The 22,437-nt window shown below is 68.2% G+C and carries 18 protein-coding genes; 8 read left to right on the top strand and 10 right to left on the bottom strand.

Translation table 11 applies throughout. The features are described from left to right. The first annotated feature begins 52 nt into the window (after window positions 1–52). From AB4079_RS03620 to AB4079_RS03610, 3 genes are all read left to right on the top strand, one after another. Window positions 53–694, top strand: coding sequence for an SACE_7040 family transcriptional regulator (locus AB4079_RS03620; RefSeq protein WP_441785926.1), 642 nt, complete (start codon window positions 53–55; stop codon window positions 692–694). Window positions 695–778: 84 nt separating this feature from the next. Further along, window positions 779–3,379, top strand: a complete 2,601-nt coding sequence (locus tag AB4079_RS03615) for a penicillin acylase family protein (RefSeq protein ID WP_441785925.1) — start codon at window positions 779–781, stop codon at window positions 3,377–3,379. A 567-nt stretch (window positions 3,380–3,946) separates the two neighbouring features. After that, window positions 3,947–4,096, top strand: a complete 150-nt coding sequence (locus tag AB4079_RS03610; protein WP_441785924.1) for a hypothetical protein — start codon at window positions 3,947–3,949, stop codon at window positions 4,094–4,096. A 347-nt stretch (window positions 4,097–4,443) separates the two neighbouring features. On the opposite strand, the gene AB4079_RS03605 is transcribed toward AB4079_RS03610, so the two are convergent. The 4 genes from AB4079_RS03605 to AB4079_RS03590 all read right to left on the bottom strand — a co-directional run bounded on the left by AB4079_RS03605 (window position 4,444) and on the right by AB4079_RS03590 (window position 7,775). After that, window positions 4,444–5,715 (bottom strand): citrate synthase, encoded by a 1,272-nt coding sequence (locus AB4079_RS03605; protein ID WP_441786254.1) that lies wholly within the window; start codon window positions 5,713–5,715, stop codon window positions 4,444–4,446. Window positions 5,716–5,919: 204 nt separating this feature from the next. Continuing rightward, on the bottom strand, window positions 5,920–7,038 hold the full coding sequence (dapC, locus tag AB4079_RS03600; RefSeq protein ID WP_441785923.1) for a succinyldiaminopimelate transaminase: 1,119 nt from the start codon (window positions 7,036–7,038) through the stop codon (window positions 5,920–5,922). Window positions 7,039–7,040: 2 nt separating this feature from the next. Then, window positions 7,041–7,361: a ferredoxin gene (gene fdxA / locus AB4079_RS03595; protein ID WP_121261659.1), complete on the bottom strand. Its 321-nt coding sequence runs from the start codon at window positions 7,359–7,361 to the stop codon at window positions 7,041–7,043. Between the two features lie 33 nt (window positions 7,362–7,394). Beyond that, window positions 7,395–7,775, bottom strand: coding sequence for a hypothetical protein (locus AB4079_RS03590; protein WP_441785922.1), 381 nt, complete (start codon window positions 7,773–7,775; stop codon window positions 7,395–7,397). Between the two features lie 100 nt (window positions 7,776–7,875). Here AB4079_RS03590 and efeU point away from each other — a divergent pair, with 100 nt between their 5' ends. Genes efeU through efeB form a run of 3 tightly spaced genes read left to right on the top strand, consistent with a single transcriptional unit; the run spans window position 7,876 to window position 11,276 of the window. After that, window positions 7,876–8,745, top strand: coding sequence for an iron uptake transporter permease EfeU (gene efeU / locus AB4079_RS03585; RefSeq protein ID WP_441785921.1), 870 nt, complete (start codon window positions 7,876–7,878; stop codon window positions 8,743–8,745). A 34-nt stretch (window positions 8,746–8,779) separates the two neighbouring features. Then, a complete protein-coding gene (gene efeO, locus AB4079_RS03580) occupies window positions 8,780–9,961 on the top strand; it encodes an iron uptake system protein EfeO (RefSeq protein WP_441785920.1) in 1,182 nt (393 codons plus the stop codon). 4 nt (window positions 9,962–9,965) lie between these two features. Continuing rightward, the gene (gene efeB / locus AB4079_RS03575) at window positions 9,966–11,276 is read left to right on the top strand and encodes an iron uptake transporter deferrochelatase/peroxidase subunit (protein WP_441785919.1); all 1,311 of its coding nucleotides are present in this window, start codon (window positions 9,966–9,968) and stop codon (window positions 11,274–11,276) included. Between the two features lie 17 nt (window positions 11,277–11,293). On the opposite strand, the gene AB4079_RS03570 is transcribed toward efeB, so the two are convergent. The 3 genes from AB4079_RS03570 to AB4079_RS03560 form a co-directional block, all read right to left on the bottom strand. After that, entirely contained in the window at window positions 11,294–11,761 is a 468-nt protein-coding gene (locus AB4079_RS03570; RefSeq protein ID WP_441785918.1) for a hypothetical protein, read from the bottom strand. A gap of 303 nt (window positions 11,762–12,064) precedes the next feature. Then, window positions 12,065–13,990: a translational GTPase TypA gene (gene typA, locus AB4079_RS03565; protein WP_441785917.1), complete on the bottom strand. Its 1,926-nt coding sequence runs from the start codon at window positions 13,988–13,990 to the stop codon at window positions 12,065–12,067. A 116-nt stretch (window positions 13,991–14,106) separates the two neighbouring features. After that, the gene (locus AB4079_RS03560; protein ID WP_441785916.1) at window positions 14,107–15,969 is read right to left on the bottom strand and encodes an ABC transporter ATP-binding protein; all 1,863 of its coding nucleotides are present in this window, start codon (window positions 15,967–15,969) and stop codon (window positions 14,107–14,109) included. A gap of 50 nt (window positions 15,970–16,019) precedes the next feature. On the opposite strand from AB4079_RS03560, the gene AB4079_RS03555 reads away from it, so the two are divergent. Continuing rightward, window positions 16,020–16,643, top strand: coding sequence for a PH domain-containing protein (locus AB4079_RS03555; RefSeq protein WP_441785915.1), 624 nt, complete (start codon window positions 16,020–16,022; stop codon window positions 16,641–16,643). A gap of 29 nt (window positions 16,644–16,672) precedes the next feature. On the opposite strand, the gene AB4079_RS03550 is transcribed toward AB4079_RS03555, so the two are convergent. The 3 genes from AB4079_RS03550 to AB4079_RS03540 form a co-directional block, all read right to left on the bottom strand. After that, window positions 16,673–17,686 (bottom strand): ABC transporter permease, encoded by a 1,014-nt coding sequence (locus AB4079_RS03550; RefSeq protein WP_441785914.1) that lies wholly within the window; start codon window positions 17,684–17,686, stop codon window positions 16,673–16,675. Beyond that, on the bottom strand, window positions 17,686–19,218 hold the full coding sequence (locus AB4079_RS03545) for an ABC transporter permease (protein ID WP_441785913.1): 1,533 nt from the start codon (window positions 19,216–19,218) through the stop codon (window positions 17,686–17,688). The genes AB4079_RS03550 and AB4079_RS03545 overlap by 1 nt, the downstream gene beginning before the upstream one ends. Before the next feature lie 188 nt (window positions 19,219–19,406). Further along, entirely contained in the window at window positions 19,407–21,197 is a 1,791-nt protein-coding gene (locus AB4079_RS03540) for an ABC transporter family substrate-binding protein (protein WP_441785912.1), read from the bottom strand. 231 nt (window positions 21,198–21,428) lie between these two features. Here AB4079_RS03540 and AB4079_RS03535 point away from each other — a divergent pair, with 231 nt between their 5' ends. Beyond that, window positions 21,429–22,223: a CPBP family intramembrane glutamic endopeptidase gene (locus AB4079_RS03535; protein WP_441785911.1), complete on the top strand. Its 795-nt coding sequence runs from the start codon at window positions 21,429–21,431 to the stop codon at window positions 22,221–22,223. Window positions 22,224–22,437: the final 214 nt, after the last annotated feature.

The following is a 22,437-nucleotide window of genomic DNA, read 5'->3' as shown; positions in this document are numbered from 1 at the left end:
TAACCGAAAAGTCCAGCACCGCCGCCCGGACGGCCCGACGACATCGAGGACGATGACCCAGCTCGACCCCGCCGCTCCCCCCGAACTCTCCCTTGAGCACAGCCGCCCGACGCAGCGCAGCCAGGCGAAGGCCGACCGCCGCGCCGCCCTGCTGGAGGCCGCCGCCGGCCTGTTCGCCGAGCGCGGCTTCAACGGCGTCTCCATCGAAGACCTCGGCTCGGCCGTCGGCATCAGCGGTCCTGCGGTCTACCGTCACTTCCCGTCCAAGCAAGCGGTGCTGGAGGCGCTCCTGGTCGGCGTCAGCGAGGGCCTGCTCTCGGGCGGCCAGCAGGTGGAGGATGCGGCAGCGGACGCGGCGTCGGCCCTCCACTCCCTGATCGGCTTCCACGTCGACTTCGCCCTCAGCGAGCCCGACACCATCCGCGTGCAGGACCGAGACCTGGATGCGCTGACCGACGCCGCCCGCCGCGAGGTGCGACGCCTGCAGCGCCGGTACGTGGAGGTGTGGATACGCGTGCTCGGCGAGCTGCACCCCGCCCTCACCGAAGACGAACTCCGCGTGCGCGTGCAGGGCACCTTCGGCCTCCTGAACTCGACCCCGCACACCGCCCGCATCGGAGCGGCTCAGGTGGCGCCGGATGCGGTCCGCCCGGTCCTCGAGCGGATGGCCTGGTCTGCCCTGACCTCCCCCTGAGCCGCGGCCGCCCGTCCGTCCGCCGGTCACCGGCATGGGCTACAGTCCCAAGAAACGGCGGCACCGGCCCGACGAAGGAGCGACGTGGGCGACGACACCCCCCGGCTGAGGCGGCACCATCGGGTCCTGCGGGTGATCGGCGGCGTGCTCGCCGTGCTGCTCGTGCTGGTGGTGATCGCCGGCGGTGTCGGGGTGTGGACGGTGACGCGCTCGTTCCCGCAGACCGCAGGCTCCGTCGACGTCCCCGGGCTGACGAAGCCGGTGACGGTGTACCGGGATGCGGCCGGCATCCCGCAGCTGGAGGCATCCACCGCAGACGATCTGTTCCGCGCACAGGGGTACGTGCACGCGCAGGACCGGTTCTGGGAGATGGACTTCCGCCGTCACGTCACCGCGGGGCGGCTCTCGGAGATGTTCGGCGCGAGCCAGGTGCCGACGGACACCTTCATCCGCACCCTCGGCTGGCGGCAGGTCGCCGAGCAGGAGGTGAAGCTCCTCGACCCGACCGCGCTGCGCTACTACCAGGACTACGCGGACGGCGTGAACGCCTACCTGAAGAACCACTCCGGCGCCGAGCTGTCGCTGGAGTACGCCGTGCTGGGGCTGCAGAACCCGGCGTACCGGCCGGAGCCCTGGACGCCCGCCGACTCCGTCGCCTGGCTGAAGGCGATGGCCTGGGACCTCCGCTCCAACCTGGAAGACGAGATCGACCGCGCCCTGCTCGCCACGAAGCTGAAGCCGGAGCAGGTGGCCGAGCTGCACCCCGGCTATCCGTACACCGGACACCCGACCATCACCGATCAGGGCGGCGGGGAACCGCGGACCGTCACTCCGGATGCGGATCCGGGCGCGATCGCGTCGTCGGCCGGTGCCGCCTCCACCCCGTCCGTCGACCCGGCCGCCTACGCATCCCAGTTGGAGCAGGTGGCGGCGAACGTGGATGCGCTCCCCCGGCTGATCGGCCCGGCGGGCGACGGCATCGGCTCCAACTCCTGGGTGATCGGTGGCGCGCACACCGCGAGCGGGAAGCCGCTGCTCGCCAACGACCCGCACCTCGGCGCCGCGCTGCCGTCGGTCTGGTATCAGATGGGACTGCACTGCGCGACGGTGAGCGCTGCGTGCCCCTTCGACGTGGCCGGGTTCAGCTTCTCCGGCTTCCCCGGCATCATCATCGGGCACAACGACCGCATCTCGTGGGGCTTCACCAACCTCGGGCCGGACGTCGCCGACCTCTTCGTCGAGAAGGTCACCGGGAACACCTACGAGTACGACGGCAAGCAGGTGCCGCTGCAGAAGCGCACCGAGCACATCCACGTCGCCGGGGGCGCGGACGTGACGATCACCGTGCGGTCGACGCTCCACGGGCCAATCGTCACCGACATCGGCGACGCGTACGCCGTCATCGCCAAAGACCAGGCAGGCAAGATGGGTGTGCCCGCGCCGCAGTTCCAGCTGTCGCTGGCGTGGACCGCGCTGACGCCCGGCACCACCGCGAACGCCATCTTCGCCTTCGACACCGCACGCGACTGGGCGAGCTTCCGGGCGGCCGCGCAGTCCTTCCAGGTGCCGTCGCAGAACCTCGTCTACGCCGACGTCGACGGGAACATCGGCTACCAGGCGCCCGGGCTCATCCCGATCCGGGCGGCCGGCGACGGCACGGTTCCGGTACCGGGGTGGACCAGCCAGTACGGGTGGACGGGTGCCATCCCGTTCGAGCGATTGCCCTCGGACTACGACCCGCCCTCCGGCTACATCGTGACCGCGAACAATGCCGCGGTCGGTCCCGGCTTCCCCGCGCTCATCACGGCGGACTGGGACCAGGGCTACCGGGCGAACCAGATCGAGCTGCGCCTGTCACAGCTGTTCGGCGAGGGGAAGAAGGTGACGGCCGCCGACATGTCGGCGATCCAGTCCGACACCTACGACGCCAACGCCGCCAACCTGGTTCCGGTGCTGCGCGAGGTGGCGCGCAAACCGGACGCCAGCGCCAACCTGCAGCAGGCCGCGAGCCTGCTCGCCGACTGGAACTACCGCGACGATGCCAAGAGCGCAGGAGCCGCGTACTTCGCCGTGTTCTGGCGGGAACTGCTGAACGACATGTTCGCTCGGAAGCTGCCGGCGGCCACGGCGCCGACAGGAGGCGACCGCTGGTTCACGGTCGTCGGCTCGCTGCTGTCGGAGCCGGACTCCCCGTGGTGGGTCGACCGCCATCTGGGGACCACCGACCGTGACACGATGATCGCCTACGCGGCCGACCAGGCCTGGGGGAAGACCCGGGAACTCCTCGGCGGCGACCCGGCGTCGTGGCGGTGGGACCGCCTCCATACCCTGACCCTGGAGAACGCCAGCCTCGGCGAGTCGGGCGTGGCACCCATCGAGTGGCTGTTCAACCGCGGTCCCTGGCACGTCGGCGGCGGCACCAGCGTCGTGGACGCGACCGGGTGGGATGCGACGCTCGGCTACGAGGTCGGCCGGCTGCCGTCGATGCGCATGGTGGTCGACCTGGCGGACTTCGACGCGAGCACCTGGGTCAACCTGACCGGAGCATCCGGGCACGCCTTCGACGCGCACTACACCGACCAGACCGACCTGTGGGCCACCGGCCGGACGCGGCCGTGGCCGTTCTCGACGGCGGCCCTGAAGAAGGCGGCCGATCAGACGCTGACGCTGCGGCCCGCCCTCTGACGGCGACGAGTCGCGAGTCGTTGCTCGTATCCACGTCGAGTTGCGACCTGATGTCGCGACTCAACTGAGCGGCCGTCAGCGCCCGAGATCGCGCTCCGGCGATCCCACGTACAGCTGCTGCGGGCGACCGATCTTGGTCTGAACGCTCCGGACTCGGTGCTGTCGGCCGGCCGCTCGCCCACAGGCGCGATCAAGGTCGCCGGGGCACCGCTCCGCAGCGACGTGGCGTTCCCAAAGGGGTTCTACCTCCGAGTCGTCGATGGGCAGCGGTGGCTGCGCGGGTACCGCTGCGACGACGAGTATCGTTTCGCGCCCTGGGATCGGTTCGCCTTCCGGCGGCCGGCGGGCTGAGTCGTCGGCCGGGGAACCGCTGCAGAGGCCGCAGGTGGGCGGTCGTAAACAGGGCAGTGAACATCCGGACTGGGAAGACGGCGGCCTCAATGATGATGGCCTCAGGAGTCCGCTTCTCCGAACCGAGAAGAGCACCTCATCTAGACTGTGATCTCGCGATTTCGCGTGACAGTCGGCGTTCGTGCCTTGAGCAAGTAAGACCGAAAGGAACCTCATATGGGGCTGGCGGGCGTGGTCGTCGGCGCATTGCTGTTGCTGGTGCTGTTCATCGTTGCCATCATCTTTTGGGCCCTCGTCTCACCAGTACTGAAAGCCCGCAAGCATCACAATGAGGACAACGAAAAGTCGGACTTCGAGGGCATTTAGGTCACACCCGAACCGAGCTGTCTACCCATTCATTAGAGTCCAAGCGTCCGTCTGGGCACAACGACAAATGAATGGAGCAGCATGAAGCTGAAGAGTGTTCTGAGAATCGGAGTCGCGGCGGCGGTAATCGCGTTGGTGCCTGCGACCGTGGCGTCGGCACGGCTGGATCCGATGTCGCTGTCCTCCAGAGCTGCATCGCGACGATGACGGCCGGCGTGCTCGCATGCTTGTCTGGTGCGATCGGCGCGTTGGCCACTATCCGGGAAGACCGCCTTTTCGCCTACTTCAAGAATCGATAGACGCGGGAGGGGCCAACTAATGACCCGCGAAGCCGCCCACCGACGCGCTCAGCGGCCCAGGTCGCGCTCCGGCGATCCCACGTACAGCTGCTGCGGGCGGCCGATCTTGGTCTGCGGGTCGAGGTTCATCTCGCGCCAGTGCGCGATCCATCCCGGCAGCCGGCCGATCGCGAAGAGCACGGTGAACATCCGCGTCGGGAAGCCCATCGCCTTGTAGATCACACCCGTGTAGAAGTCGACGTTCGGGTACAGCTTGCGGTCGACGAAGTACTGGTCGCCGAGCGCGACCTCCTCCAGCTCCTTCGCGATGTCGAGCAGCGGGTCGTGCACGCCGAGGGCCTGGAGCACCTCGTCGGCCGACTGCTTCACGAGCTTCGCGCGCGGGTCGAAGTTCTTGTAGACGCGGTGACCGAAGCCCATGAGCTTGACGCCGGACTCCTTGTTCTTCACGCGCTCGACGAACTTCTGGACACTCTCGCCGGAGTCGCGGATGCCCGCGAGCATCTGCAGCACGGCCTCGTTGGCGCCGCCGTGCAGCGGGCCGTAGAGCGCGTTGATGCCGGCGGAGACCGAGGCGAACAGGTTGGCCTGCGTGGAGCCGACCAGCCGGACCGTCGACGTGGATGCGTTCTGCTCGTGGTCCTCGTGCAGGATCAGCAGCCGCTCCAGCGCGCGGGATAGCACCGGGTTCACCTCGTACGGCTCGGCCCGGGTGCCGAAGTTGAGGCGCAGGAAGTTGTCGACGAAACTCAGCGAGTTGTCCGGGTAGAGGAACGCCTGGCCGAGGCTCTTCTTGTGCGCGTACGCGGCGATGACCGGCAGCTTGGCCAGCAGGCGGATGGTGGAGAGCTCCACCTGCTCGGGGTCGCTCACGCTGAGCGAGTCCTGGTAGAAGGTCGACAGCGCGGAGACGGCGCTCGACAGCACCGACATCGGGTGTGCGTCGTGCGGCAGCGCGTCGAAGAAGCGGCGCAGGTCTTCGTGCAGCAGCGTGTGGCGACGGATGTTCTCGTCGAACTCGGAGAGCTCCGACTCCGACGGCAGCTCGCCGTGGATGAGCAGCCAGGCGACCTCGAGGAACGTGGACTTCGCGGCCAGCTGCTCGATCGGGTAGCCGCGGTAGCGCAGGATGCCCTGGTCACCATCGATGTACGTGATGGATGAGCGCGTGGCAGCCGTGTTGACGAAGCCGTAGTCGAGACTGGTGAGGCCCGTCTCGCGGGTCAGTGTCGAGAAGTCGATGCTCGAGGCGCCGTCGACGCTGGGCCGGATCGGGAACTCGGCGACGCCACCGGGGTACCGGAGCTGGGCTGTGGCCAACTCCGACTCCGCCTCCGCCTGGGCCTGCTCGGTGGCAGTGCTCTCGGTGCCAGTACTTTCGGTGCCGAGTCCGCTCACAACGCCTCCTGGTGGGATTATCCGGTCCTGGCACCGATCGTGGCGGCGCCGGTGAAAAACCGTGCCGGTACAGCCTAACGAACGCTGGCGACAACTGTCGCATCGGGCAAAGGCCGGGGCAAGCGGTTAGAGGGTCTCTCCAAAAGCCCGGAGGCGCACCGCCGCCGAGGCGACGCGTTCGTCCGTCGCGGTGAGCGACAGCCGGATGTGCTGCGGGAAGAAGTCGCCGTAGAAGTGCCCTGGTCCGGCCAGGATGCCGAGGTCGGCCAGCCGTCCGATGCTGTCCCAGGCGTCGCGTCCCTCGGTCGCCCAGAGGTACAGGCCGCCCTCGCTGCGGTCGACGCGGAAGCCGGCCGCCTCGAGCGCCGGCTTGAGGAGGTCGCGCCGGCCGCGGTACCGCTCCTTCTGCTCCCGCACATGCTCGTCGTCGCCGAGAGCCGTCACCATCGCCGCCTGCAGCGGCGCCGGCAGCATCAGCCCGGCGTGCTTCCGGACGTTGACCAGGCGGGTGACGATCGTGCGGCAGCCGGCGACGAAGGCGGCGCGGTAGCCGGCCAGGTTCGACTGCTTGCTCAGCGAGTAGACGGCGAGCACGTTCTCACGGTTCTGGCCGATGACGCGCGGGTCGAGGATGCTCGGGACGCGCTCCGCATCCCACGGCTCGTCCCAGCCCAGCTCGGCGTAGCACTCGTCGCTGGCGATGTAGGCGCCCAGTTCCCGCGCTCTGGCGACAGCGGCCCGCAGTTCGGGGACGGTCAGGATGCGGCCGTCCGGGTTGCCGGGCGAGTTCAGCCAGACCAGGCGGGTGCCCTCCGGCCACTCCCCCGGGTCGTCGCTCGCGACAGCGGTGGCGCCCGCGATCGCCGCGCCGATCGCGTAGGTCGGGTACGCGGCCCGTGGATGCACGACGATGTCGCCCTCGCCGAGGCCCAGCATGAACGGAAGCAGCGCGACGAGCTCTTTCGAGCCGATGGTCGGCAGGACATTCTCCACGGTCAGCCCGCGGACCCCGCGACGCCGCTCGAACCAGTCGACGATGGCCTCCCGCAGGGCCGGGGTGCCGACCGTCTGCGGGTAGGCGTGCGCGTCGGTGGCGCGGGCGAGCGCCTCCCGGATCAGGTCGGGCGTCGGGTCGACCGGCGAGCCGATCGACAGGTCGACGATGCCGTCACGGTGCGTCCGTGCGCGCTCGGCGTACGGCGCCATGAGGTCCCAGGGGTAGTCCGGGAGCTCCTGCAACGCCATCGTCAGTGGGCCTGCGGAGGCAGCGCGGCGATGACCGGGTGGTCCTTCTGGATCACGCCGACCTTCGAAGCGCCGCCGGGCGAGCCGATGTCGTCGAAGAACTCCACGTTGGCGCGGTAGTAGTCCTTCCACTCCTCGGGCAGGTCGTCCTCGTAGTAGATGGCCTCGACCGGGCAGACCGGCTCGCAGGCACCGCAGTCGACGCACTCGTCGGGGTGGATGTACAGCGACCGTTCGCCCTCGTAGATGCAGTCGACGGGGCACTCATCGATGCACGCCCGGTCCTTCACATCGACGCACGGGAGAGCGATGACATAGGTCACAGTGGTTCGGATCCCTTCACGAGAGCTACCCTGCTAGCTTATGCCGTCGCGGGACGCCCGTCGTCCGCGCACGTCCGGCCACGCGATCACGATGGCGGCGACGAGGATCGTGCCGACGAGCCACACCTGACCGGCGAGGTCGTTCGGGATGAGCACCGAGCCGCCCGCGCTCTGCTGGCTGAAGAGCAGGATGACCGCGATCGCGCCGAGCGCCGCCAGGAGGGCCGGGAGGCGGCTGTGGCCGAGCAGGCGCAGGCCGACGAGGAGGGCGGTGATCGCCAGCAGCGACGCGATCAGGCCGAGCGGTATGCCGATGCCCCAGGTGACCGAGATCTGGTGGGCGATCGTCCCGATGGCGCCGAACACGGCCCCGATGAGCACGAGCAGGATGGCGCTGACGATCCGGCTGAGCATTCTCGAATCCTAGCTGGACACTTTCCGGGTCGTGACATACGGTGGATGGGTAAGGTTAGCCTTACCAACATCCACCCCCCGATCGTCGACAAGGTCCCCTGTGCTCGCGAACTACCTGATCGGCCTCCGCGAAGGCCTCGAGATGGCGCTCATCGTCACCATCCTCATCGCCTACGTCGTGAAGGTCGGCCGGTCCGATGTGCTCTCCAAGCTGTGGATCGGCGTCGGCATCGCCCTCATCATCCCGCTCGGCATCGGCGCGGCGCTCACCTGGGGGCCCTACGGCATGAGCTTCGAGGCGCAGGAGATCCTGGGCGGCTCGCTCTCGCTCGTCGCGGTCGGCTTCGTGACCTGGATGGTGTTCTGGATGGGCAAGACCGCCCGCACCATGAAATCCACCCTCCACAACCGCCTCGACTCCGCCCTGGTCGGCGCCGGCTGGGGCGTCGTCCTGCTGGCCATGCTCAGTGTGGGCCGGGAGGGCATCGAGACCTCACTGTTCGTCTGGGCGACCGTCGCAAGCACCGGCGGCACGTGGGAGCCGGCGGTCGGCGCCCTGCTCGGCCTCCTCACCGCCGCCGTGCTCGGCTTCCTGCTGTACCGCGGCATGGTGAAGATCAACCTCGGCTCCTTCTTCACCTGGACCGGCGCCTTCCTCATCCTGGTCGCCGCCGGTGTGTTCGCGTACGGCCTGGGCGACCTGCAGGAGGCCGGCCTGATCCCGGGCGGCAGCGTCCACGCCTACGACATCAGCGGCGCCATTCCCTCCTCCAGCTGGTACGGCACACTGGCCGCCGGCATCGTCAACTTCAACCCGTCGCCGTCCTGGCTGCAGGTCGTCGGCTGGGCCGCGTACCTCGTCGTGGTCGGTTTCTTCTACATCCGCCAGCACCGTGCCACCGGCCGGCCCGCCGCCGCGAAGCCGGCGCCGGCGACCACCGCCGCCCCGCACGCGCCGATCGCCTCCTGACCCGTCCCACCACTCGAGAAAGCACAGCACACCCATGCCCCGACTCCGTCCGCTCGCTGCCGTCACCGGATCCCTGGCCGGCGCAGCCGCCCTCGCCGTCGCCCTGACCGGCTGTGTCCCGAACAAAGCGGACGCCACCGCCGAGGCGATCGCCGTCTCGCTGACGGACTCGAAGTGCACGGTCTCGACCAACACGGCGAAGGCCGGTCCGATCACCTTCCAGGTGACCAACAACGGCACGGATGTCAACGAGTTCGAGCTGCTGGCGACCGACAAGCTGCGGATCGTCGGCGAGAAGGAGAACATCGGACCCGGCACGACGGTCAACTACGTCGTCCAGCTCGCCGAGGGCGACTACTTCTCGGCCTGCCGCAAGGGGATGGTCGGCCAGCCCAACCATGTCGCCGCCTTCACCGTCACACCGGGCTCGGGCGCAGCCGTGTCGCAGAGCGAGAGCAAGCAGGTCGCCCAGGCGGTCAGCAACTACACCGGGTACGTCAAGGACCAGGCCGGTGCCCTCCTCACCGCCACCAAGGCGTTCGCCGCCGTCTACGCGGCAGGCGACGCCGACGCGGCCCGCGCGCAGTACGCCTCCGCGCGCGCCGACTACGAGCGGATCGAGCCGACTGCCGAGCAGTTCGGCGACCTCGACCCGGCGCTCGACCTCCGCGAGGCCGACCTCGAGCAGGGGCAGGAGTGGACCGGCTGGCACCGGATCGAGAAGGACCTCTGGGCCCCCGCCGGCTACACCGCGGCGGACGCAGCGACGCGCACCCAGCTCGCCGACGAGCTGGTCTCGGACACGCAGAAGCTGTACGACCTGGTCCACGCCAAGGGCTTCACGCTCACCATCGACCAGATCTCCAACGGCGCCATCGGGCTGATGGAGGAAGTCGCCGGCTCGAAGATCACCGGCGAGGAGGAGGCCTTCTCGCACACCGATCTGCAGGACTTCCAGGCGAACCTGGAGGGCGCGCAGGTGGCGTACGGGGTCGTCCGTGACCTCGCGTCCACCAAGGGCAGCAACGGCAAGGAGGTCGTCGCGAAACTGGACAGCGAGTTCGCCGCCGTCGAGAAGACCCTGGCCCAGTACAAGACCGGAGACGGCTTCGTCAGCTACACGCAGTTGAGCACCGACCAGGTCAAGGAACTCTCGGACCAGGTGAACGCGCTCAGCGAGCCGCTCAGCCACCTCACCTCGATCATCGTCAAGTAACGCCGTGACGGAAACCCCCTCGGACGACACCGCCTCGACCGACACCGACGCCCGTCCCGGTCTCTCCCGTCGCGGGATGCTCGGACTGGCCGGCGCGACCGTCGGTGCGGGCCTGGTCGGCATCGGCGCGGGGGTCGCGGCCGACCGCGCCGTGCTCGGCGCGGCCCCCGGCGGCTCCACGACCTACCCCTTCTACGGCGCGCACCAGGCCGGCATCACGACGCCGGCGCAGGACCGCCTCCACTTCGCCGCCTTCGACACCGTCGCCGGCCTCGACCGCGACGGTCTGGTCGAGCTGCTCCAGGACTGGACGACCGCTGCTGCGCACATGACGCAGGGCCGCCCTGCGGGCAAGTACGGGCCCGCCTCCGGCCCCACGGATGCGCCGCCCGACGACACCGGCGAGGCGCTCGACCTGCCGCCGGGCGGCCTCACCCTCACGTTCGGCTTCGGCCCCAGCCTGTTCCGGACCGCCACCGGCGAGGACCGCTTCGGCATCGCCTCGCGGCGTCCGGCAGCGCTCGTCGACCTGCCGCGGTTCCCCGGCGACGCCCTGGTGGATGCGGTGAGCGGCGGCGACCTCTGCGTGCAGGCCTGCAGCGACGATCCGCAGGTGGCGGTGCACGCCATCCGCAACCTCTCCCGCATCGCGTTCGGCCGGGCGGCGATCCGCTGGTCGCAGCTCGGGTTCGGGCGCACCTCATCCACCTCGCGGGCACAGGCGACGCCGCGCAACCTGTTCGGGTTCAAGGACGGCACGGCCAACATCAAGTCCGAGGACCAGTCCGTAGTCGAGGACCAGGTCTGGGCCGACCGCGCAGACGGCGCCTCCTGGATGGCGGGCGGCTCGTACCTCGTCGCCCGCAAGATCCGCATGGTGATCGAGACCTGGGACCGGCAGCAGCTCGGAGAGCAGGAGCGCATCATCGGCCGGGACAAGGGTGAGGGGGCTCCACTCTCCGGCGGCACCGAGTTCACGTCGCCGAACTTCCTCGCGCTGGCGAAGGACGGCGGGACGAAGATCGACCCCGACTCGCACGTGCGCCTCGCGCATCCCACCATGAACGGCGGCGCCCAGCTGCTGCGCCGGGGCTACAACTTCGTCGACGGCAACGACGAACTCGGGCGCCTCAACGCCGGACTGTTCTTCATCGCCTTCCAGCGCGACCCGCGGACCCAGTTCATCCCCATCCAGCGGCGGCTCGCAGCCAAGGACCTGATGAACGAGTACGTCCGCCACGTCGGGTCGGGCATCTTCGCCGTGCCGCCCGGCGCGAAGCAGGGGTCGTTCGTGGGTGCGGGGCTGTTCGCCTGAGGTCGCCTCAGGTCGCCTCAGGGCGTCGCGGTGGGCGTCGGTGACGGCACGGCACCCCGCGACACGGAGTAGTTGGCCACCCAGCCGTTGCTGCCGGCGTCGGTGACCACCACCAGCACGCCGTAGGTGCCGTCGCTGAACGTGCCCGTCCCTCCCCCGTTGTCCCCGCGCGCACCGAAGTCGCCACTGAAGCCGGCAGTCGTGAGCTGCTTTTCGATGGAGGTGTAGGCGTCGCCGCCGGACACCTTGACGGTGACGTTCCACACCTTGTCCTTGCCCGCACCGAGAGCCGCGGCAAAGACGACCTGCCCGTCGGCCAGCGGAACGGCCTTCGGGAAGTCGGACGGGATTGACGTGCCGCCGATGTCCACGTTGCCGCCGGTCACGTTCTTCACGGCCGTCTGGAAGCTGCAGCCGGCCAGCGCGGGAGTGGCGCCGAGCAGCAGTGCGGCGGCGAGCGGAAGGGCGACGAGGCGGCGGTTCATGCTCCCATTCTCCCTGACGCGGGCGGCCGTCGGGCTACCGGGATCTCCAGGGTCGAGCCCGATTGCGTCCCGGGCAACGGCGGAGAACCCGCCCCGAATCTCCGACCGACCGCGGTAGGTCGGAGATTCGGGCGGTATCCGGCCCGAATCTCCGCCCCGGCCGCGCGAATCTCCGACGGAGGCAGACGGAGGAGAACACGCAGCAAGGACACCGGTTAAGCCACAAACGGTGGAGATCCTGGCCAGTGCGGCCCGGATCTCCTCCGTGTAGATGCGCGGCTCCGACGAGCGGACCGGCGGGGTTCAGACCGCCGCGGCGTCCTGGCGCTTCAGGCGGGCGGTCGCGCGGCCGCGCGCGGTCGCGTCCAGCTCCACCTTGCGGATGCGGACAGCCGTCGGAGTCACCTCGACGCACTCGTCGTCGCGGGCGAACTCGAGGCACTCCTCGAGCGTCAGCTGCCGCGAGGGCGTCATCGACTCGAAGTTGTCGGCCGTCGACTGACGCATGTTCGTCAGCTTCTTCTCCTTGGTGATGTTGACGTCCATGTCGTCGGCGCGCGAGTTCTCGCCGATCACCATGCCCTCGTAGACCTCCTCCGTGGGGTTCACGAAGAACGTCATGCGCTCCTGCAGGGCGATGATGGCGAACGGCGTGACCACTCCGGCGCGGTCGGCGACGATCGAGCCGTTGCTGCGCGTGACGATGTGGCCGGCCCAGTCGTCGTAGCCGTGCCCGATGGCGTTGGCGATGCCGGTGCCACGGGTGGTGGTCAGGAACTCGGTGCGGAAGCCGATCAGGCCACGGGACGGCACGATGAACTCCATGCGCACCCAGCCGGTGCCGTGGTTCGACATGTTCTCCATGCGGCCCTTGCGGCCGGCGAGGAGCTGGGTGATCGCGCCGAGGTACTCCTCGGGAGAGTCGATGGTGAGGTGCTCGTACGGCTCCTGCAGCTTGCCGTCGACGCGCTTCGTGACGACCTGCGGCTTGCCGACGGTCAGCTCGTAGCCTTCACGGCGCATCTGCTCGACGAGGATGGCCAGCGCCAGCTCGCCGCGGCCCTGCACCTCCCAGGCGTCGGGACGGCCGATGTCGAGGACGCGGAGCGAGACGTTTCCGACCAGCTCGCGGTCGAGGCGGTCCTTGACCATGCGGGCGGTCAGCTTGTGACCCTTCACCTTGCCGACGAGCGGCGAGGTGTTCGTACCGATGGTCATCGAGATCGCGGGCTCGTCGACATGGATCGCCGGGAGCGGACGCACGTCATCCGGGTCGGCCAGCGTGTCGCCGATCATGATGTCGGCGAAGCCGGCGACGGCGACGATGTCGCCGGGACCGCCGGACTCGGCCGGGTACCGGTCGAGCGCCTTCGTCATCATGAGCTCGGTGACGCGGACGTTGTGCACGTCGCCGTCGTGACGCACCCAGGCGACGGTCTGCCCCTTGCGGAGCGTGCCGTTGAAGATGCGGAGCAGGGCGAGGCGGCCGAGGAACGGCGACGCGTCGAGGTTCGTGACGTGCGCCTGCAGCGGGGCCTCGGGGTCGTAGCTGGGCGCCGGGATGTGCTCCAGGATCGCCTCGAACAGCGGCTCGAGGTCGTCGTTGTCGGGAAGCTCGCCGTTCTCCGGACGGTTGCGGCTGGCGGCACCGGCACGGCCGGACGCGTACACCACCGGCACGTCGAGGATGGCGTCGAGGTCGAGGTCGGGCACGTCGTCCGACAGGTCGCTGGCGAGACCGAGGAGCAGGTCCTGGCTCTCGCTGACGACCTCTTCGATGCGCGCGTCGCCGCGGTCGGTCTTGTTGACCGCGAGGATCACGGGAAGCTTGGCCTCCAGCGCCTTGCGCAGCACGAAGCGGGTCTGCGGCAGCGGGCCCTCGGACGCATCCACCAGCAGGACGACGCCGTCGACCATGGACAGGCCGCGCTCGACCTCGCCGCCGAAGTCGGCGTGGCCGGGGGTGTCGATCACGTTGATGGTGATCGGGCCGTTCGTGGCGTGCTTGCCCTTGTACGAGATCGCCGTGTTCTTGGCGAGGATCGTGATGCCCTTCTCACGCTCCAGCTCGTTGGAGTCCATGGCCCGCTCTTCGACATGCTCGTGGTCGCCGAACGAGTTGGTCTGTCGGAGCATGGCGTCGACCAGCGTGGTCTTGCCGTGGTCGACGTGGGCAACGATCGCGACATTGCGCAGATCGTCGCGGCGGGCGACGGCGTTCTCGGACATGCGTGAAGACTCGACTCTCGTCAGAAGGAAGAAGGGGAACGACCCATTCTATCGTGGATCGGTCCCCTTCTCCTGTGTCCGCTGTCAGCGAGAGTTCGCGGCTCGCCGGGAGCGCGTTACAGACCCTGCGAGACCGGCGGCTCGGGCTGCTGCAGCTCGACCGGAACGACCGGGCCCGGGGCGGGCTCGTCGGATCCGGCGGCCAGCAGTTCCAGCCGCAGGGCGCGGCGGGCGCGCTGCTGATCGGGGTCCGGGAGCGGCACCGCGGCCAGGAGGCGCTGCGTGTACGCCTCCTTCGGGTAGCGGAGGATCTCGTCGCGGGTGCCCACCTCGACCAGCCGGCCGTGGTGCATCACCGCGATGCGGTCGGCGAGCACGTCGATGACGGCGAGATCGTGGGTGATGAACAGGCACGCGAAGTTCATCTCCTTCTGCAGCGCCTGCATCAGCTCCAGCACACGCGCCTGCACCGAGACGTCGAGGGCACTCGTCGGCTCGTCCGCGATCAGCACCTGCGGCTTCAGCGACAGGGCGCGGGCGATTCCGACGCGCTGCTTCTGGCCGCCGGAGAGCTCGTGCGGGAACCGGCTGCGGTAGGCCCGCGGCAGCTCGACGCTGTCGAGCAGGCGGTCGACCTCGCGGGACAGCTCGGCGCCCTTGATCCCCTTGCCGAGTCGCAGCGGCTCGGCGATCGAGTCGGAGATCTGGAGGCGCGGGTTCAGCGACGACGACGGGTCCTGGAAGACGATGCCGACGTTGCGGTGCAGCTTGCGGATCTCGTCCCGGCCGGCGGAGCTGATGTCCTGACCGGCGACGACCAGCTTGCCGGAGTGGATCGGCAGCAACGCGATCGCCGCCCTGCCCAGCGTGGTCTTGCCCGACCCCGACTCGCCCACCAGTCCGACGACTTCGCCCTCGTGGATCTTCAGATCGATGTCGCTCGCGGCCCGGAACGCGGGCACCCGGCCGTGCTTCGGGTACTCGATGGACACGTTCTGGAAATCGACGACGACCTGCCGCTTGTCCATCTCGGACTTCTCGTGCTCGGCCTGCGCTGCGCGCTCGTTGGCACGGATGCGCTCGGCGAACACGGCATCCGGGTTCGCGGTGCCGGCTGCAAGGGCGGCCGTGGTGTCGATCTCCCCGTCCTCGCGCTGCCCCAGGTGCGGGACGGCGTCGAGCAGGGCGATCGTGTACGGGTGCTGCGGGTTCGCGAAGACGTCTTTGACCGTGCCCGCCTCGACGATGTCACCCTTGCGCATCACGACGATGTTGTCGGCCAGGTCGGCGACGACGCCCATGTCGTGCGTGATCAGCAGGATGGCGCTGTCCAGCCGGTCGCGGAGGCTTCGCAGCAGCTCCAGAATCTCGGCCTGCACGGTCACGTCGAGCGCAGTGGTCGGCTCGTCCGCGATCAGCAGCTTGGGGTCGCAGGAGATCGACTGCGCGATCATGGCGCGCTGGCGCTGGCCGCCCGACAACTGGTGCGGGTACGAGTTGAACGCCTTCTTCGGGTCGGGGAGCTCGACCATCGCGAGCAGCTCGAGCGCGCGCTCCTTCGCCTCGTGCGGCGACATCCCGAAGTGGATGCGGAGCGTCTCGATGATCTGGGAGCCCACGGTGTACACCGGGTTCAGTGCGGTCATCGGCTCTTGGAAGATGACCGCGACCTGGCGGCCGCGCACCCGCCGCATCTGCGGCTGGCTGAGGTTGGTCAGCTCGCGGCCGTCCAGCTTGATCTCACCGCGGACACGGGAGTTCTCCGGCAGGAGGTCGAGGATCGCCATCGAGCTCGCACTCTTGCCGGAGCCGGACTCACCGACGATGGCGAGCACCTCGCCCGCGTGGATCTGGTAGTTGAGCTTCTTCGCGGCCGGCACCCACACGCCGTCCACGCCGAAGTCGACGGAGAGGTCGGTCACCTCGAGGACGGGGCCGCCGGTCGAGGCCGTCGCCCGAGCCGCAGTGGTCTCGGTCATGATTCGTGGTTCCTTTCGGGGGCGTTCGGGAGGGATGAGAGCATGGACCCATGCCCTACGTCTCCCCCGAACGCGAGGTTTTCGTGTCCCGGTTCAACCGGGTCCTTGCCGTCCTGATCTGGGCGGCTGCTGCGGCCCTGACCGTCGGCCTGCTGATCAGCGTCCACGACGCCCGGCTGCTCTACATCGTGCCCGGCGTCCTGTTCGCGTTCATCGCGTGGGCCATGCTGTGGCATCCGCGCCTCACGGTCGACGATGACGGGCTCACCGTGGTGAACGTGACGAGCACCATTCGCATCCCGTGGGAGGCGCTCATCAACGTCGACACCAGGTTCGCGCTGACGCTCTACACACCCGGACACCGCTTCCCGGTGTGGTCCGCCCCAGCGCCCGGCACGGCCAGCACATTCCGCGCCACCCGCAACGAGACGCGGGGACGCGTCGGCCACCCGAGCGTCGCGGACAGTGTGCGCCGGCCCGGCGATCTTCTCTCCACCGAATCGGGAGCGGCCGCCGAGGCGGTCCGCCGCCGCTGGCAGGAGCTGCAGGACTCGGGCGCTGTCGACGCGGGTCGCGCCGACGAGACGCCGGTCGGCGTCCGCTGGCACCTCGCGTCGCTCGCCGTGCTGGTGGTGCTGTTCGCGGGCACCGTCGCCGCGCTGCTCCTGGCCTGAGCTCAGGAGCCGCGCGACGCGGGTGGTCGTCACAGCACGTCCTCCGCGAGGGCCACTCCGGTCCGCGGCGTGCGGTCGTCGCCTTCGCCGTCCTCCCGCTCCTGCTCGCGCATGGTGCGGAGGTTGAACCGGCGGTGGCGCGGGTCGAACGCGTCGCGCAGACCGTCGCCGACGAAGTTGACGAGCAGGGCGAGCGTCACGATAAATCCACCCGGCCACCAGAACAGCCACGGACGCGTCTGGAACGCCGACTGGTTCGAGCTGATCAGGAGGCCCAGCGAGACGTCCGGCGGACGGATGCCGTAGCCGAGGTACGACAACGCGGTCTCGAGCAGGATGGCCGACGCCATGATCAGCGTCGAGGCCACGATGACGACACCGATGGCGTTCGGCAGGATGTGCTTGAAGATGATCCGGGAGTCGGACGCACCGGCAACCCGGGCCGCCTCGACGAACTCGCGCTCACGCAGCGAGAGGAACTCGCCGCGCACCAGGCGGGCGATGCCCATCCACGAGAAGAAGCCGAGCATCAGCGCCAGGAAGAACGCGCCGAGCCCACCGAAGGCGTGACCGACGACCGAGCCGATGACCAGCGCAGGGATGACGATGAAGACGTCGGTGATGCGCATCAGGATCGCGTCGACGACGCCGCGGAAGTACCCGGCGACGGCACCGACGACGACACCCACGACGCTCGCGATGAGGCCGAGGACGACCATCACCAGGATCGAGTTCTGGATGCCGCGCATGGTGAGCGCGAAGTAGTCCTTGCCGATGCGGTCCTGCCCGAACGGATGCTCCCATGTCGGCGAGCCCTGCTTCACCTGGTCGTTCAGCTCGATGTAGTTGTACTTCCACCAGCCGTGGATGGGGCCGAGGCCGATGGCCGAGATCGAGAAGAGCAGGATCAGGATGAACAGGATGGCGCTGGCCACGGCCACCTTGTTGGAGCGGAACCGCTTCCAGACCAGCTTGCCCTGACTGACCGGAGGCGCGCTCGGCGCCTCCAGCTCGTCGGCGATTCGTGTGTTGTCGACGGACATTATCGGACCCTCACTCTCGGGTCGAGTGCGGCGTACGCGAGGTCAGCCAGGAAGTTGAACAGGATCGCCATCGCCGCGATCACCAGGAAGTACGCCATGACCGGGTTCAGGTCACCGCGCTGCAGCCCCAGGTTGAACAGCGAGCCCATCCCGGGGATCGCGAACACGTGCTCCGTGATGACCGCGCCACCGAGCAGCGCGCCCACGTCGAACGCGACGAGGGTGGTGATCGGGATCAGCATGTTGCGGAACGCGTGGCGCACCACGACCGTCCGCTCCGGCAGGCCCTTCGCGCGCGCCGTGCGGATGAAGTCCTGGTTGAGGACCTCGAGCATGCCCGCCCGCGAGTACCGGGTGTACGACGCGAACGAGATCAGCAGCAGCGCGATGGTGGGAAGGACCAGGTGCGTGAACGTGTCCAGCCCGGTGACCCACATATCGCCCTCGAGACCCGGCGTCGTGGAGCCGACGGTCGCGATCGGGCGGCCGTTGGTGTCCTGGAAGTACTGCGGCCAGGCCTGCATGAAGCGGTCCACGATGATCAGGAAGCCGGACACGACGGTGACGATGACCGCGATGCGCATGTTCTGCCCCCGGTCGTAGCCGCCGACGAACCAGCCGATCGCGAGGCTCACCACAATGGCGACGATGGCGAGGATCACGATCGTCGCAACAGTCGAGACGTTGAACAACGGCTGCAGTGCGAAATAGCAGACCAGGCTGACCGCTCCCGCGATGGCCGCCGAGATGAGGGCTCGACGGTTGTGCAGGCCGGAGATCAGGGAGGTCGCCCCGATCACGGTCGCGGCGATCAGGATGATCATGACCACCGGTCCGAGGCCGGGAACCAGGAACCAGTTCGTCACCGACATCAGCAGCAGGACAGCGGCGGTCGCGACGGTCGCGACGGCGAACGTGACGAGACGCCGTCGGCGGTCACCTCCGACCAGCGATTGCCAGATGAGGCCGGCCACCACCCCGATGATCACGGCCACCCACCACGGGATCGTCGGATGCGCGAGGAAGTTGTTGAAGCCGATCGCGACGAACTCCTTGAGGAGCACCGCCACCAGGAAGGCCGGCAGGGAGTACAGGAAGAAGCTCAGGAACGTGACGACATTGTCGAGCCCGCTGTACTGCCGGAGGGCGGTGACGATACCGATCGTGACACCGAGGAGGATCGCCAGGATCAGGGCGAACGTCACCAGCTGCACCGTCGACCCGAGGGCCTGCGGCAGGATGTCGACGACCTTCGCGTTCGACACCGTCGAGCCGAGGTCGCACGCGTTCGCGAACGGGATGAGGCACTTCGCCGCACCGCCGAGCCACAGCAGCCAGCGCAGCGGCGGCGGCACATCCAGCTGCAGCAGCTGGACGCGCGCATTGATGAGCTGAGTCTTGTTGGGGGAATTGCTGCTTCGGAGATCCTGGAGCGGGTCGGCGCTGTAGGCCACCAGCATGTACATCAGGAATGAAGCAGCGATGATGATGAGCACTGAGACGAGAAGGCGCCTCAGGATGAAACTCGCCATAGGTTCAAAACCTTCACTGACAGGACGCGCCGATCGGGGTGCGGCGGGGGGTGCCGCCAGGCGCGTTGTTCCAAGGGTGGACGGATCGCGTCCACCGACTACATGATACGGGGCGCCGGCGGAAAACCGACGCCCCGCCGCAGAGAGAGTGCCCGGGGTTCACCCGGGCACTCTCTCTTACGGAGCTGTTACTTCGTGGAGGTGGACTTGACCGACCACTGCCAGAAGTTCCAGAACGGGCCGTTCTGGTTGCCGTTGTACTTGACACCGTCGACGCGGTTCGTCGCGCCGAACACGCCAGGCAGCTGGAACAGCGGCAGGCCGTAGCCGTCGGCGAAGGACTGCTTGTCGATCTGGTACTCGATCTTCGTCAGAGCATCCTTGTCGAGGGTGGTCTGCGACTTGAGAGCCAGGTCGTTGGTGCCCTGGTAGCGGTTGTAGTTTCCGCCACCCTGTGAGGCGAACACCTGCGGCAGCTGCGTGGTGCCTGCACCCGGGCTGATCCAGCCGAAGAGCGAGGCGTCGTAGTTGCCACCCGGGAGCAGCTTGCTCCAGTCCGGCGAGCCGGCGTCCACGACCTTGATGCCGGCCTTGGCGGCCGAGGCCGAGATCGCCTGGAACTCGTCGACACGGTTCGGGTTGTTGGTGTTGTAGAGGATCCGGACGGTCGGGGTCGCACCGGCGAGGAGCGCCTTGGCACCGTCGATGTCGACCTTGGCGAACTTGTCCGAGCCGTTCTGCTTGACACTGCCCGCGTACTGCTCCTGGTTCGGCAGGAAGATCTGCGAGTCCAGGACCTTGGCCTTCGGGTCGACCGGGGTGACGATCGAGTCGAGGATCTGCTGACGCGGGATGGTCTTCAGGAACGCCTCACGGACCTTCGGGTCCGCGAACACCGGCGAACCGAAGTTCAGGTCGAGGTGGTCGTACGACGCCTGCGCACCGGTGAGGATCTTCGCGCTGGTCTGCTTGAGCGCGCTGATCGTGTCGGCGGACGCCTGCGGGTTGATGATGTCGACCTCACCGTTCTGGAGCGCGGTGACCTGCGCGTTCGCGTCCGGGATGATGCGGAACACGATCTTGTCCACGCTGGGCTTGAGTCCGCCCGCGTAGTACTTGTTCTGCGTCATGGTCAGCGACTGACCGGGGGTCCACGACGAGACGACGAACGGGCCGGAGGAGACCAGCAGGTCCTTGTCGGTCGGGAACGCGGTGACGTCGTAGCCGGTGTTGACGAAGTCAGCAGCCTTCTTCAGCGTCGGGTCGACCGGCTGCGGGTTCGCGGGGTCGCCCTTCGGCAGGCCCTTGAGCAGCTTCGTCAGGTCTGCGGCCGAGGAGAGGCCCGCCTTCTTGGCGACGATGTGCGCGGGCTGCGCGATCGGGTTGACGAGCTCCCAGTCCACGTACGGCGTGGCGTACTTGAGGGTGATCGTGCGGTTGTCGTTGCTGACCGTCGGGAAGTCGGTGGCGTCGATACCCGCGGTCGAACCGGCGATCTGGAAGTACTGCGTTCCGCTCGTGACGTCGCCCGAGTCGCTGAACTTCGCCGAGTCGTAGTGACCGGAGGCGATCGCCCAGGCGAGGATCATGTCGTCAGCGGTGACCGGCTGGCCGTCGGACCACTTGTCGTCCTTGTTGAGCGTGTACTTGACGGTCAGCGGGCTGTCCGAGGTCTTCTCGAACGTACCGAACTTGTCGTCGTGCACGATCTTGTAGTTGTTGTCGATGTACTGGAACCCGGTTCCGTACGAGCCGTTCAGGTAGCCGACCTGGCCGTTGGTGTCCAGGTTGCCCTGAGGCGTCTGCGAGTTGAACGAGGTGAAGTCGTTGACGACTGCAACCGTCACGGTGCCGCCCTTGGCAGCGGACGAGTTGCTGGTGCTGCCGGACGTGGTGCAGGCCGACAGTGCGAGAGCTGCGACGCCTGCGACGGCGACCGCGCTGACCGCGAACCTCACCCTTCTTCCGTTGATGTGCAATGTTCCTCCTGTGCAAAGTGTGCGACGGTGCAGGCATACGAGAGCGCCTGTCCCGCGCGGGATAAGAATGACCCTAGGTATCGTTGGGAGCGATTGCAAAATAGCCGGGCAAAACGTTACATAGTGGTAACTCAGTCGGCGAATTCGTGCACGAAGCACACAAAAACGACGGAATCAGTCGTGCAATGCAACGATCACGCCGCTCCTCATCCGACCTGGCAGGATGCTGCTATGAGTGAGACGCGGACCTGGAGCGGCGAGACCGCTGTCGCCGGGAACGACCGGCCACGCCTGTGGTGGGAGATAGCCATCGTCCTCGGGCTCTCCCTGGGTCAGTCGGCCGTCTACTCCATCGTCAGCATCATCGACCGCGCGACGCAGGCCACCCCGCTCTCGAAGCAGACCGCGCAGGTGAACCCGAGCCAGTCCAGCCGTGAAGTCTTCGACTTCCTCTACCAGGTGCTCGGCAACCTCTTCCCGCTGTTCGCCGTCGCGCTGGTGATCTACCTGCTCTGGCAGCCGCAGCGCAGCGGCTTCCGCCGAATCGGCTTCGACCTGACCCGGCCGGCGCGCGACCTCGGCGGCGGGGCGCTGCTGTTCCTGGTGATCGGCATCCCGGGCATTCTCTTCTACGCGGTCACCCGGCTCCTGGGGATCACGGTCACGGTCCAGGCGTCGACCCTGGATGCGCACTGGTGGACGGTGCCGGTGCTCATCCTCGCCGCCCTCCGTGCCGCCCTGCAGGAGGAGGTGATCGTCGTGGGCTACCTGTTCACCCGGCTGCGTCAGCTGGGCTGGGGGAAGTGGACGATCATCCTCGCGGCGGCGCTGCTGCGGGGCAGCTACCACCTGTACCAGGGCTTCGGGCCGTTCGTGGGCAACGCGATCATGGGCGTCGTCTTCGGTTGGTGCTACACCCGCTGGGGCCGCGTAATGCCCCTCGTGATCGCGCACACGATCATCGACATCGTCTCGTTCGTCGGCTACCCCCTCGCCGTCGCCCTCTGGCCGTCCATCTTCGCCTGACCCGCCCCCACCGTCGAGTACACACAAACTGCACGCTTTCGGCAGGCTGGGTCTAGTGGTGGATGCAACGGGCTGATCCGGGAGGATTCTGCTCATGGTCGGGACACGGTTGTCGGTGGTGGAGCGCGGCAAGATTGAGGCGTTGTGGGGGCAGGGTTTGCGGATTCCGCAGATCGCTGTGGTGTTGGGGCGGATCGCTGTGGTGTTGGGGCGG

The sequence above is a fragment of the Leifsonia sp. 2MCAF36 genome (assembly GCF_052115525.1).
Classification (GTDB): Bacteria; Actinomycetota; Actinomycetes; order Actinomycetales; family Microbacteriaceae; genus Leifsonia.
This window is presented reverse-complemented; position numbering and strand designations above follow the sequence as displayed.

What these genes read in the sequence shown, in the direction of transcription:
- AB4079_RS03545 (WP_441785913.1), bottom strand. Translation starts at nt 19,218, where the DNA reads ATGGCGAGTTTCATCCTGAGGCGCCTTCTCGTCTCAGTGCTCATCATC.
- AB4079_RS03570 (WP_441785918.1), bottom strand. Translation starts at nt 11,761, where the DNA reads ATGAACCGCCGCCTCGTCGCCCTTCCGCTCGCCGCCGCACTGCTGCTC.
- efeO (WP_441785920.1), top strand. Translation starts at nt 8,780, where the DNA reads ATGCCCCGACTCCGTCCGCTCGCTGCCGTCACCGGATCCCTGGCCGGC.
- AB4079_RS03590 (WP_441785922.1), bottom strand. Translation starts at nt 7,775, where the DNA reads ATGCTCAGCCGGATCGTCAGCGCCATCCTGCTCGTGCTCATCGGGGCC.
- AB4079_RS03550 (WP_441785914.1), bottom strand. Translation starts at nt 17,686, where the DNA reads ATGTCCGTCGACAACACACGAATCGCCGACGAGCTGGAGGCGCCGAGC.
- AB4079_RS03535 (WP_441785911.1), top strand. Translation starts at nt 21,429, where the DNA reads ATGAGTGAGACGCGGACCTGGAGCGGCGAGACCGCTGTCGCCGGGAAC.
- AB4079_RS03620 (WP_441785926.1), top strand. Translation starts at nt 53, where the DNA reads ATGACCCAGCTCGACCCCGCCGCTCCCCCCGAACTCTCCCTTGAGCAC.
- AB4079_RS03560 (WP_441785916.1), bottom strand. Translation starts at nt 15,969, where the DNA reads ATGACCGAGACCACTGCGGCTCGGGCGACGGCCTCGACCGGCGGCCCC.
- AB4079_RS03610 (WP_441785924.1), top strand. Translation starts at nt 3,947, where the DNA reads ATGGGGCTGGCGGGCGTGGTCGTCGGCGCATTGCTGTTGCTGGTGCTG.
- dapC (WP_441785923.1), bottom strand. Translation starts at nt 7,038, where the DNA reads ATGGCGTTGCAGGAGCTCCCGGACTACCCCTGGGACCTCATGGCGCCG.
- typA (WP_441785917.1), bottom strand. Translation starts at nt 13,990, where the DNA reads ATGTCCGAGAACGCCGTCGCCCGCCGCGACGATCTGCGCAATGTCGCG.
- AB4079_RS03555 (WP_441785915.1), top strand. Translation starts at nt 16,020, where the DNA reads ATGCCCTACGTCTCCCCCGAACGCGAGGTTTTCGTGTCCCGGTTCAAC.